Source organism: Pluralibacter gergoviae ATCC 33028 = NBRC 105706, assembly GCF_001598855.1.
In the GTDB taxonomy this organism is placed as follows: domain Bacteria; phylum Pseudomonadota; class Gammaproteobacteria; order Enterobacterales; family Enterobacteriaceae; genus Pluralibacter; species Pluralibacter gergoviae.
Genome location: NZ_BCZS01000044.1, coordinates 1 through 10,976 on the forward strand (window position 1 = coordinate 1; position 10,976 = coordinate 10,976).

General features: G+C 54.1%; 19 protein-coding genes. 18 read left to right on the forward strand and 1 reads right to left on the reverse strand.

The window, feature by feature from the left end; genetic code table 11:
* Nucleotides 1–404: 404 nt before the first annotated feature.
* Entirely contained in the window at nt 405–971 is a 567-nt protein-coding gene (locus ENGE1_RS24005) for a helix-turn-helix domain-containing protein (protein ID WP_064360812.1), read from the reverse strand.
* 157 nt (nt 972–1,128) lie between these two features.
* Here ENGE1_RS24005 and ENGE1_RS24010 point away from each other — a divergent pair, with 157 nt between their 5' ends.
* The 18 genes from ENGE1_RS24010 (at nt 1,129) to ENGE1_RS24090 (ending at nt 10,975) form a co-directional block, all read left to right on the forward strand.
* Nucleotides 1,129–1,395 (forward strand): helix-turn-helix domain-containing protein, encoded by a 267-nt coding sequence (locus ENGE1_RS24010; protein ID WP_064360813.1) that lies wholly within the window; start codon nt 1,129–1,131, stop codon nt 1,393–1,395.
* A gap of 12 nt (nt 1,396–1,407) precedes the next feature.
* On the forward strand, nt 1,408–3,492 hold the full coding sequence (locus ENGE1_RS24015) for a Mu transposase C-terminal domain-containing protein (protein ID WP_064360814.1): 2,085 nt from the start codon (nt 1,408–1,410) through the stop codon (nt 3,490–3,492).
* Nucleotides 3,493–3,529: 37 nt separating this feature from the next.
* Nucleotides 3,530–4,477, forward strand: coding sequence for an AAA family ATPase (locus ENGE1_RS24020; protein ID WP_002442885.1), 948 nt, complete (start codon nt 3,530–3,532; stop codon nt 4,475–4,477).
* 173 nt (nt 4,478–4,650) lie between these two features.
* Nucleotides 4,651–4,890 (forward strand): hypothetical protein, encoded by a 240-nt coding sequence (locus ENGE1_RS24025; protein WP_002442887.1) that lies wholly within the window; start codon nt 4,651–4,653, stop codon nt 4,888–4,890.
* Nucleotides 4,891–4,892: 2 nt separating this feature from the next.
* Nucleotides 4,893–5,159: a hypothetical protein gene (locus tag ENGE1_RS24030; RefSeq protein ID WP_064360815.1), complete on the forward strand. Its 267-nt coding sequence runs from the start codon at nt 4,893–4,895 to the stop codon at nt 5,157–5,159.
* Nucleotides 5,159–5,638 (forward strand): hypothetical protein, encoded by a 480-nt coding sequence (locus ENGE1_RS24035; RefSeq protein ID WP_002442891.1) that lies wholly within the window; start codon nt 5,159–5,161, stop codon nt 5,636–5,638. Before ENGE1_RS24030 ends, ENGE1_RS24035 begins: the two co-directional genes overlap by 1 nt.
* On the forward strand, nt 5,635–6,252 hold the full coding sequence (locus ENGE1_RS24040; RefSeq protein ID WP_002442892.1) for a DUF3164 family protein: 618 nt from the start codon (nt 5,635–5,637) through the stop codon (nt 6,250–6,252). Before ENGE1_RS24035 ends, ENGE1_RS24040 begins: the two co-directional genes overlap by 4 nt.
* An 80-nt stretch (nt 6,253–6,332) precedes the next feature.
* Nucleotides 6,333–6,824 carry a nucleoside triphosphate pyrophosphohydrolase family protein gene (locus ENGE1_RS24045; protein WP_064360816.1) on the forward strand — a complete coding sequence of 164 codons (492 nt, stop codon included), beginning with the start codon at nt 6,333–6,335 and terminating at the stop codon, nt 6,822–6,824.
* Nucleotides 6,821–7,372 (forward strand): gp16 family protein, encoded by a 552-nt coding sequence (locus ENGE1_RS24050; RefSeq protein WP_064360817.1) that lies wholly within the window; start codon nt 6,821–6,823, stop codon nt 7,370–7,372. The genes ENGE1_RS24045 and ENGE1_RS24050 overlap by 4 nt, the downstream gene beginning before the upstream one ends.
* Nucleotides 7,363–7,764, forward strand: coding sequence for a Mor transcription activator family protein (locus tag ENGE1_RS24055; protein ID WP_064360818.1), 402 nt, complete (start codon nt 7,363–7,365; stop codon nt 7,762–7,764). Before ENGE1_RS24050 ends, ENGE1_RS24055 begins: the two co-directional genes overlap by 10 nt.
* Before the next feature lie 3 nt (nt 7,765–7,767).
* Nucleotides 7,768–8,283 carry a hypothetical protein gene (locus ENGE1_RS24060; protein ID WP_064360819.1) on the forward strand — a complete coding sequence of 172 codons (516 nt, stop codon included), beginning with the start codon at nt 7,768–7,770 and terminating at the stop codon, nt 8,281–8,283.
* A 92-nt stretch (nt 8,284–8,375) separates the two neighbouring features.
* The gene (locus tag ENGE1_RS24065) at nt 8,376–8,957 is read left to right on the forward strand and encodes a glycoside hydrolase family 108 protein (RefSeq protein ID WP_064360820.1); all 582 of its coding nucleotides are present in this window, start codon (nt 8,376–8,378) and stop codon (nt 8,955–8,957) included.
* 4 nt (nt 8,958–8,961) lie between these two features.
* Nucleotides 8,962–9,180, forward strand: a complete 219-nt coding sequence (locus ENGE1_RS24070; RefSeq protein ID WP_064360821.1) for a hypothetical protein — start codon at nt 8,962–8,964, stop codon at nt 9,178–9,180.
* Nucleotides 9,173–9,577: a hypothetical protein gene (locus tag ENGE1_RS24075; RefSeq protein ID WP_064360822.1), complete on the forward strand. Its 405-nt coding sequence runs from the start codon at nt 9,173–9,175 to the stop codon at nt 9,575–9,577. Before ENGE1_RS24070 ends, ENGE1_RS24075 begins: the two co-directional genes overlap by 8 nt.
* The gene (locus tag ENGE1_RS24080) at nt 9,565–10,170 is read left to right on the forward strand and encodes a hypothetical protein (protein WP_064360823.1); all 606 of its coding nucleotides are present in this window, start codon (nt 9,565–9,567) and stop codon (nt 10,168–10,170) included. The genes ENGE1_RS24075 and ENGE1_RS24080 overlap by 13 nt, the downstream gene beginning before the upstream one ends.
* Nucleotides 10,167–10,397: a TraR/DksA family transcriptional regulator gene (locus tag ENGE1_RS27495; RefSeq protein WP_073971345.1), complete on the forward strand. Its 231-nt coding sequence runs from the start codon at nt 10,167–10,169 to the stop codon at nt 10,395–10,397. The genes ENGE1_RS24080 and ENGE1_RS27495 overlap by 4 nt, the downstream gene beginning before the upstream one ends.
* A complete protein-coding gene (locus tag ENGE1_RS24085) occupies nt 10,378–10,680 on the forward strand; it encodes a DUF2730 domain-containing protein (protein WP_064360824.1) in 303 nt (100 codons plus the stop codon). Before ENGE1_RS27495 ends, ENGE1_RS24085 begins: the two co-directional genes overlap by 20 nt.
* 7 nt (nt 10,681–10,687) lie before the next feature.
* Entirely contained in the window at nt 10,688–10,975 is a 288-nt protein-coding gene (locus ENGE1_RS24090; RefSeq protein ID WP_064360849.1) for a VpaChn25_0724 family phage protein, read from the forward strand.
* The last annotated feature ends 1 nt before the right edge of the window (nt 10,976 follow it).

Below are 10,976 nucleotides of genomic sequence, written 5' to 3' on the forward strand. Positions count from 1 at the left end.
TTATGAAGGGAATCATTTGATACTACCGGGAATAAGAGGGAATAGCCGGAAACACGCGGGAATACTGGGTTCGACCAAAAACAGCATTTGATACCAAACTTTGAGAATCGTCAGAATTTGGAAAACTATTGATACTTCGTGTTCATCGGCATTGGGAGTTTAAACGGCGTTCAAAGCCCTGTCATGGCAGCATTCAAAAAATCTTAGTCATTGCATATGATGTTTCTTTTGCACAACCAGAAAAGAACAACGATGTTCTTTTAAATTTATGCAGCTCAGACATCAAAACTGACTATAACTACATGTTATAAAATAGGTTTTCCAGATTCAGCACTCAAATGGAGATTTAGCATAAAGCAAGTATCCTGATGGAGGATTCTAAAGATACTCAGCGCCAGACATCCTTATCCGGCCTTCTTAGAATCGCCTGATGAGGCGGTCGTCTGTACTACATCACAAGTCTCAGCGTCCCCCTCTTTAATCTGTTGATAAAGGCGCAGAACCCGATCTCTTTCACTTTCTGTGAGTTGCATGAAGTCCGCCAAATTCGAGTTACCTTGCAATGCAAGTAAAATACCAGTTACCCCATGAAGAATTATTGCGTCTACCAAGGCCTTACTTTGCTCAGGGGGCAGTCGAGTAAGTATAACTTCTAAGAGTGGATCGTGGTTCGTCAGTGCTGGTGAATCAGCTTCGAACTCGCCCTTTTGTTCGAGCCCACAGATCAGCCATACAGGAGACACATTACACGCAGCAGCAACTACAACTGCGCTGTCTATGCCTGGATACATATCCCCCTTCAGATACTTTCTAATAGATGTCTCTGACATACCACTCCGGCGTGATAACTCACTATTGCTCATTCCCTTCATTGCGCTTCTCAAGCGCTCACCAAAGCGGGTTATTCCACCCTCCACAATAATCCGATCTCGTTCTTTTGCATCTGCTTCGGTTTTTTTGACATAACCCATTGAAAATAAATCCTTTATATCAAGAAGTTTTGGTTTAGGCTTCCTCGCACAATAAACCGCACAAAAAACTTGTTTTCGGATTATTGTTCGAGTAGAGTTGTTTAATACGATAATCGGTTTTGATTATCGAATTAGATAAAACGGGTAGGATCACACGATGCAGCTGATGAAGCAAGACCTGACGCGAGTGTTCATAGAGCCTGGGCAAGACTGGTCCAGCAAGGCAATTATCGCGGCTTTGGATAAAAAAGGCGTGGATCTCCAGGATATCGAGAAGGAGCTTGGACTTAAGACTGGAGCTGTCAGAAATGCCTTCTACCGTAAGTGTGTTCGTTACCAGGAAGTGATCGCACAAAAAATCGGAGTTGAGCCAGACATCATTTGGCCAAGCCGCTACGTTTCTAATCATAAACTGGGTGAGTGACGGAGGAAGGGAATGTCTCTCTGGTTAACTGCACGTGAGTGTATCTCGTTACCCGGTCTTCCTGGCCGCGAGCACAATATTAGAAACAAGCTGAACAAGTTTGCTGAAGGCAATGAGAGCCTCATAAGAAAACGCGCTGGTAGTAAGGCCTTTGAATATCACATCGACTGCTTACCTGAGGTCGCTCAGCACGCGCTGCGCGCCCGTCAGATTAGAGAGCTGATGGCCACGCCCTCCGGTGAGTTAGTCGAACCATCATCACCACGAGCTAAAGGCAGCGAAGAAGCCAAAATAGAGGTCTATCGCAAATGCCCGGCTCTCATGGAGCAGAAGCTGAACTGCCTCACGGCGGCGCAGCGTCAGACTGCTGATGCGCGTATGGCGCTTGTCGTCGAAGTTCTGCGCCTCGGCGAACTGCCTGGGTATAGCCGTGCGAAGGCTATCCGCGAAATTGTGCGTCAGGCGCAGGCCGGTGAATTACCCCAACGCCTGGCGGATGCCGTCTCGATGGCGAATGCAAAGAAAGGCGCATCGCGTTCGCTGAGTGAAATATCGCTTAAGCGCTGGGTGGCTGATTTTAATAAGACGCGCTCTGCCGCTGAGCGGCTTCTGCTGCTGGCCCCAGGCAAGCGGCAGGTGGTCAAACCAGAAGAAATCAAATGGCTGCCAGAGTTCCTGAGTTTTTACCGCCGTCCGGACGGGCGCGGTATTCAGGAGGCCTACGACGATTTTGCTGCGGGCTGGGCTGAGCGTTACCAGGGTGACGCCATGATGGCCGCAGCGATCCCCTCTTACGACCAGGTGTGCTACGCCATGAACAAGCTGCCTGTTGTTGTGAAGCAAAAAGGCCGAATCACCGGCAGCGAGTTCCGCCAGTATGAGGGCTTTGTCCGCCGTGACTGGGAGTCCCTGCCGGTTAATTACGTCTGGATTGGTGACGGCCACGGCATGAAGATGAAGGTGGCTCACCCCGACCACGGCAACCCGTTCTCGCCGGAGGTGACATTTATTCTGGACGGCAGCTGCCGTTATATCGTCGGCTGGAGCCTGGCGCTGTCTGAAAGCGTAATTGCGGTCGCTGACGCCCTGCGCCACGGTATTAAAAACCACGGCAAGCCTTTTCTGTACTACTCGGATAACGGCGGCGGTGAGACCAACAATACCTTTGATGCTGAGTTAACCGGTATCCTTCCCCGCCTCGGTATCGATCACCGGCTGGGTATTCCGGAGAATCCGCAGGGGCGTGGCATCATCGAACGCCTTAACCGCTCTCTGGCCATGCGCATATCGCGCCAGTTTGCCACCTACTACGGCACCGGCGCAGACCGCAGCACCGTTGGTAAGATGACGAAAAGCCTGGCATCGGCAACTAACGCCGCGAATAAAGGCAAAGAGCTGACGGCAAAGCAGCAGGCGACTCTGCGCGATCTGCCGTCCTGGGAATCGCTGATTCAGCACATTGAGGCCGGGGTGGAGTGGTACAACAACCGCCCGCACGAGTCTCTGCCGCTGCGCAGCGACGGCGAGCACTTCACTCCCGCACAGTTCCGCCGCTATAAGCTGGAAACCGAGAAGACCGAAATCGAGTGGCTGTCGGAGCTGGAGCTGCGCGAAATGTTCATGCCGCAGATAGAGCGTACCGTTAACCGCTGCGAGGTGCGTCTGTTCAATAACCTGTATTACTCAGCCGAGCTGAACAACGAGCACGGTAATAAAGTGCTCGTTAATTACGATATACACGATGCAAACAAAGTTGTTATTCGTCGCATGGATGGTTCCTTTATTTGTGAGGCTATCTGGGACGGTAATAAACAGCAGGCATTCCCGGTCACGGCCGAGTATCACCAGCGCCAGCAGCGCATCAAGGGGATGCGTGCACGCGGTGAGGAGAAGGTCCGCCTGGCGGAGGCAGAGAACGTCCAGACGCTGCCAGCCCCGGCAGAGCAGGAGTTGCTGCGCGGGAATGTCTATCGCCCGCAGCGCGGAGCTACGCCGATGGCCCTGGCTGAGCTGGAGGAGGCTGAATACAGCGAGGATGAATATCTGAATAACTCGCTGGATATTCTGGAATCAAATAAACGTAAAAACGCTATTTAAGCGCGATTTAATGTAATTCAAAAAAACGGAGTGAATTATGTCTGATGTGAATATTTCTGATATTCGCGAGGTTCTGCGCAACCTCGTTGACGGTGGCCGCTGGACTTTTGCCCAGGTTTCCCGCGAAACCGGTCTCTCAACCGGCGTGGTCTCCAGCTTCATGAATAATAAATATGCCGGTGATAACGACCGGGTGGAAAAGGCGCTTACTCGCTGGGTCAATAAGCAGCAGTCCGCCGCCGAACTGCCGGAGCCTCCCCGCTTTATTGAGACGCCCACGGTTAAGCAGATCTGGACGGCGTTTCGCTACGCGCATCTGACCGAATGTATCGGCGTGGTATGTGGTAACCCCGGCGTCGGTAAGTCAGAAGCGGCGCGCGAATACCGCCGCAACAACGATAACGTCTGGATGATAACGGTAACTCCGTCCTGCGCCAGCGTGCTTGAGTGCCTGACTGAACTGGCCTATGAGCTGGGGATGAACGATGCACCGCGCCGCAAGGGACCGCTGGCCCGCGCGCTGCGCCGTCGCCTGGATGGTACGCAGGGGCTGGTCATTATCGACGAGGCTGACCACCTCGGGGCAGAAACGCTGGAGGAACTGCGCCTGCTGCAGGAGGCCACGCGCGTCGGGCTGGTGTTGATGGGCAATCACCGCGTCTACAGCAACATGACCGGCGGAAACCGCACCGTCGAGTTCGCCCGCCTGTTCTCCCGTATCGCGAAGCGGGTGGCTATCAATAAGACCAAAAAAGCGGACGTAACCGCGATTGCCGATGCCTGGCATATAACCGGAGAAAAAGAGCGAGATTTGCTGCAGCAGATTGCGCAGAAACCCGGTGCGCTGCGCATCCTCAGCCATTCCCTGCGCCTGGCGGCAATGACTGCCCACGGCGCAGGTCATGAGGTCAGCGAGGGCTATATCCGCAAGGCGCTGCGCGATCTGGATCTCGATGTAGATGTCTCAACGTTACTGAGGGGATAGTTGATTATGGAAAGCATGAAACCTGTGAAATGTACGCGCTGCCGTAATATCCATGATGAAGGTGAGCGCGTAAGCGTCAGGGATAAGTCTTACCGGGGAATCAAGGTCTTTACTTCTGTTTGTCCTCGCTGTGGAGGTAAGAGCTTCTATGACCTCACTAAGGAGCGCTCATCATGATTACCGAACGTATTGCCGACCATCTGGGAATGGCCAACGCCGCGCAGGCCTGGCTGCTGGCGCGCGGTAGCCGCGTTACCGACATGCGTGTGTGGATGCGCCGTCCGTGCCTTGAGATTACCTGCCCGCCATCAGAGCTGGTAAATCGCGCCAGCCACCTGATTGAACGCTGCCCGACCGGCACGCGCTCTGTCTGGATGGCCACCATCGCCGGTTGCCACGTGATATGGAGGTAGCTATGACGGCAAAAATCACGGCCTATGCCTGGGCGTCGGGGCTGATTGAGTTTGGTCGTAATTATCCCGAGGGTGCATTGCCTATTGTTACCGGTGATGAAAGACGCGTCCGGGAGTTAATTGATATTTGGGCCAGGCATTCGCGGACGAATGAACAATTACTGGTTCCTGGAGTACCCGAGGCTGATAACCAGCATGAGGCCTGCTCTGCATTAATTCGTTTTACTGACCTTGTCACTAAAGAATATCTGGAAAAAAGGAGAGGATGATGAATAAGCCCCGTTTCTGGACTACAGCAGATCGTCAGTTCGTCCACGACAACGCCGGTAAGCTGACCGCTCAGCAGATTGCCGCCAGGCTCAACCGCTCATGCCGTGCAGTTCGCGTCAAGGCGACCCGTTGGGGGGTGTCACTGCTGGTAATTCCTTCAGGCGCGCAAGGTGCTCCCACGCGCCGTCAGTGGACGAAAGCTGAACGTCAGTTCGTCCGTGACCATGCAGGTAAGCTGAGCACTCAGGAAATTGCGGACAGGCTTAACCGCTCGCGTCAGTCAGTTTGCGCGCAGGCGCATCGGTGGGGAATATCAATGCTGGTGCAGTCGGCAGACGCGCATGACGCCTGGCTATGCCGTGAGCTTTATAAAGAAGGGCTGACGATCCCCGTTATTGCCGAGAAGATGGAATTAAGCCGTCGCACCGTTTCGGGCATCGTTTATTCAGAAGTTGTTAATTCAGTGAGGGTCGCATGACTACAGCAAATACCATACCGGCAGGATACCGTATTAATGCCCAGGGGCATTATGTGCCAGAGTCGCAGGTTAAGCCGTTAGATAAGCTGCGGGATGATGTCGTCCTACGCATTATTGAAGCCGCTAAAAAGCAACGTCAGGCTATGGCCGAGTTTAAGCTGCAGGCGATGTCAGAGGTGGCCGACTTTATCGACGTCTCTGCCGCCGAGTATGGCGTGGAGTACGGCGGCACCAAGGGCAACGTTACTCTGGTCAGCTTTGATGGCCGTTACAAACTGGTTCGCGCAGTCGGTGAGCATCGCGTTTTTGATGAGCGCATTCAGGCTGCGAAGACGCTGATTGACACCTGCATCAGCGAATGGTCAGGCGGTGCTGATGAAAAAATCATGGCGCTCGTCGATCATGCCTTCCGGGTCAACAAGCAGGGGAAAATTGATATTAACCAGGTGCTCGGGCTGCGGCAGCTGAACATTGACGATATTAAATGGAATGAGGCAATGGATGCCGTGGCTGATGCCATTCAGGTGACGGGCACCAGCCAATATCTGCGTCTGTATGAGCGTCAGGCAGATGGCGGATATCAGCAGATATCGCTGGATTTAGCCAAGCTCTGATTATTCGTTAGTTAATTTAAATTTTAATTCCGGCGTAGCGCCGTGGGTTCGCTCACGCCGAAATTCAATAAGGACTTATTATGAACGCCAAAAACACCGCTATTTTCGACGCGGCATTAACTAAGTGGGGATTTGATTCTCAGGTGCTGGTTCTGGCTGAAGAGTCAAGCGAGCTGTCTGCTGCCTGCGCGCGCTTTATCAATCATAAAACGGACAGCAGCACGCTGGCTGAGGAAGCTGCTGATGTCGAAATTATGATTGCCCAGCTTCGCCATAACGGCATGGGTCAGATGATTGACCACGAAGTCAGCCGCAAAATGACCCGACTCGCACAGACTGTCGGCGTTGATGTGCAGCCGGTGAATCCCTTCTGGCCATCCGTTCAGGGACTGCTTGAAGAAGCGGGAGAGCAGCTCAGCCTGGCGGAAACGCTCTATCTCGATCCGAAGACCAGCAACCGCTTTGCGGCAGCGCGCGCAAGAATGGCCGTGAGCCTGCTGATGCAGGCCGCGCAGCGCATGATGCGCGAGCAGCAGTACACCGAGCGTTGCCAGAAGGAGGCTAAAGTATGACGCGAACTGATGCTATCCAGCTGATTCATATCGCCAGAAACCAGCTGTCGCTTGACGACGACACCTATCGCACGCTGCTGGGGGCAGTCGTTACGGGTAAATCGAGCTGTCGGGACATGACTATCGTCGAGCTGCAGAGCGTTATCAAAGCGCTGGAGGCAAAGGGTTTCAAAAGCAAGCCGCGCTCCAGCGCCAGGCGCCGGATGTCGTCTCCCTCAGCGGTTAGCAAGAAGGTGCGGGCGGTCTGGCGGGCAATGCTCAGCGACGGCTTTATCAGGGACGGCAGTGACGCAGCGCTGGACCGGTACGTGCAACGACAGACCCGCTTACTCAACGGCGGTGCCGGGGTGGCAACCCTTGAATGGTTGCGGGATGAGGCAGAAGATAACCTGCTGGAGAGCCTGAAGCAGTGGCACATCCGTGAGATGAAAAAGGCCCTGCAGGCGCACAAACTGCGCCTGCCTGTAAACCCACGCTCCGGTGACGAGTATCGCGATTACGATACCATCTGCTGGGCTTTTTCAGAGGCGGCGAAAACGTGGAAATAAACGACGATCTCTTTGGTGATGTTCAGGACGACAGCATCCTTGACCACATTGACGATGAGATGGAAAGCTCCCGCTTTCCCTCTCTGCTGGCAGAACTCAACGCCCTGCTGCGTAAGGAGCTGGAGAGGCTTGGGTATGACCCGCGTCATTCGATTGAGCTGGTAGCGGCAATCAGCAGTAAAATCGGCGGGATGCAGGTTTACTTCCCGCGCGGCCAGGTACTGGAACAGCTGGTCAGAGATATGCGCATCTGGCGTGATTTTCAGGGGAACAACATTCCGCAGCTGGTTGAGCGCTACCAGGTGACCTACAAAACGGTGTATAAAGCTATCAAACGGATGCGGCGACTGGAACAGCGCAAGTATCAACCTGATTTATTTGACAAGGAATAGCCTATGAAACTCATCGGGAATATATGTTTTATTGCTTTTGTGATTTGGGTCGCATCATTTTTCTTCAAGTCTGAGGCGAAAGAGCTTCCATCTAATGAAGTTTTAATCTCTCAGTTTGAAATGCAAGGTGTTTTGAAACGGGATGAGTGGAAAAAAGGGAATGTTGTCGATGGAGTTCAAGTCTACTCAGCACGTACTGAGGATAATATTATAAAAAGCTCATGGCTGCTTGGCGTTAAACAAGCTGGAGTCGTTTCAATTGCAGCTATTCAGGACCCATCATTTTCAGGGGTAGCGGCACTTTCATCATGCTATAAGCTGGTTAAAAGTGTCCTTTCTCGTGATGATAAGCAAGACTTTGAACGTGTTGAGCGCGCATTTAAGTACGCTTTAAGCGCTGAGCCAATTAATAATACGCAGCATGATACAGAAATAATAAACGGATTTAGATTTGAAATCCAAATGGGAACCATTGGCTCAAATCTGTACTCTTATGCATGTACTATGAAGCCTAAGTAACCATCCATTTTAATCAATGAAGCCGGTAAATCCGGCTTTTTTTTCGCCCGGCATAAATTGAGGAAAGTGTTATCACTTTCCTTGAGGTGCCAATGACCACGCAGCTTTTGTCCCCCGCCTTTCAGCACGCCCTGGATTTTGTTCTCTCTAAAGAGGGCGGCTATGTTAACGATCCTACCGATAATGGTGGTGAAACCAAATACGGTATTTCCGATAAGCGGGATGGCCTGGCCGACGGCAGGACCGACGTCAATGGCGACGGCAAGCCCGATACCCGAATTAAAGACCTGACCGAAGAGCAGGCCGGGCAAATTTATTACCGCGACTACTGGTATCCCTCTTATTGCCCTCGCTGGCCGGATGGCATCTCCCTTTTTGTTTTCGATTCTGCTGTTCAGTACGGCGTTAAAAAGGCGATTCAGTTGCTTCAGGATGCGGTCAGCGTCACTGCTGATGGCATCGTCGGCCCGAAAACCATCACAGCTGTCACCAGTACCGATCCTGAATGGCTTCTGACCCGCTGCTTCCTGCGCCGGGCCCGCTACTACGCCGACATTATCAAAGCCAACCCGGCCCAGGGTAAATACCTCAACGGCTGGTATAACCGCCTCGATGAGCTGGCGAATGCCTGTCAGGAGGTTATCGGCGGCCAGGTTTCCGTAACCCGGAGCTGACGATATGGGCAACGGCTGGGACGGCAGTATGCGTGCGGGGCGGCGCGACCGGCTCCGGCAGGAAGTGCTTCACCGCGTTGCCGGTGGCCCGCCGCCGGTTCCTCTTGACTACACAGGCCACGACGGCACCCACGCCAGCTATTACCGCCGGGGATGGGACTCCGTCGATATCAGAGACATCGTCTGGCAGTGCCAGCGATATAAGGAAAAACATAATGATTAACGCTTTTACTGCCGGGTGGCAGCTGGCACTGCTTCAGGTCCTCCGCTCAGGATGGACGATTATCATCCTAGTTACGGTGTCGCTTTTGCTGTGTTGGTTCTCTGGCCGACATGCGTTTGCGGTCTGGTGGCTGGCGTTCTCCGGTACGTTACTGGTCGGTATCAGCGTCGGCCTGGGGAATCTGCCGTATCGCCTGTTACAGCCCGGCCCCACGACATGGAGATGGTCAGGGTTGGTGTCATGGGTGATGTGGGCAATCGGCGCGCTGCTGCTGGCAGTTGCGCCGATATTCGCTAACACGCTGCCCGCCATCTTTCTCGGACCCGCTGGCGTGCTTTCCGGCGCGCTGGTTTATCTCTGGGTTTCTCACAGGGAGCCGCTTAAATGGACCCGATAACGTTGTCCACCATCGCATCAGCCCTGCTGAAAGCGGGCCCGTCTCTGGTCCGCACCATCGGTGGCCTCTTTGGTAAGGACACGGCGACGGCTGCAGACTCCGTCGCCAGCATCGTCGAAACCGTCAACAGCGCCATCAACCCCGCTGACCAGCAGCGCGTTCTTGAGCAGAAGCTCGCCCAGCTTCCGCCGGAACAGCTCGTGCAGCTGGAGAGCCTGAAGGTTCAGCTGCAGCAGTTTCAGCTTGAACGGGATAAGGCGCAGCTGGCAGACCAGCAGTCAGCGCAGCATGAGCAGCAGGAGACCATCCGCAACGGCGACAACGCCACGGATGAATATGTCCGCCAGACCCGGCCACTGATGGCCCGTCTTTCTCTTTACAGCAGCATCGCCTACGTGATGCTGATGTCGCTGGGGCAGCAAATCGGAGCCGCCGCCGGGGCGTTCGGGCATCCCTTCACGATGCCGGAGCCGGACTGGGATATTGCCCTGATGCTGGCCACGCCCGCGCTGGGGTATCTGGGGTTCAGGACGCTGGACGGCTTCGCCCGCTACAGCAAATCCAGCAAACACAAGGTCATGGTGGGTAAATGACTAAAGCATTTGATCGCGCCAGCGACCTTGAAATGGAAGAGCGGGAGCGGCTCTTAAACCAGCATTTAAGGCGCGTTAAAGAGCTGCCGGAAAGTTACGGATTTTGTAACGACTGTGAACAGCCAATTCCTGCAGCCCGGCTTCAGGCGCTTCCTGATGCAGTGACCTGCGTTACCTGCCAGGCCATCAGAGAGCACAGGAGGAAGCATGGACTGGGAGGTCATTAAGGGTAACTGGGCCATCATCTGGGCGCTGTTTATGTCCGGGGTGAACGTCATTCAACTGCTGCTGGCCAAAACCTACGTTAAGCGCGAGGAGCTGGAACTGCTGCGCACGCGCCTGCAGGGAATGGAAAGCACTATCGCCGGGCTACCTAACCAAAAAGACCTGCATCAGCTACAGCTGGAGATGCGCGATTTGCGTGGCGAGCTCCGCGAACTGGCACCCTCAATCCGCCAGGTATCACGTATCAGCGATTTACTTCTTGAAAACGAACTAAAGGAAAAATGAGGTGACTATGCGTGACATTCTCGACCAGGACCAGCGCCTGGTCATTCTGCGATCTCTCATCGAATGCGGCGACAGTGCGAACGAGTCCATTCTGCAGACCTGTCTGCAGACCTATGGGCACCGGGTCTCACGGGACACCGTGCGCACGCATCTGGCCTGGCTGAAAGAGCAAGGCCTAGTGACGCTGGCGGACGTCTCCGGCTGCTATGTGGCCAGTATCACCGGGCGTGGCGATGACGTCGCCAGCGGTCTTGCTACGGTTCCGGGGGTGAAAAAGCCCCGCGCGAGGGGCTGAC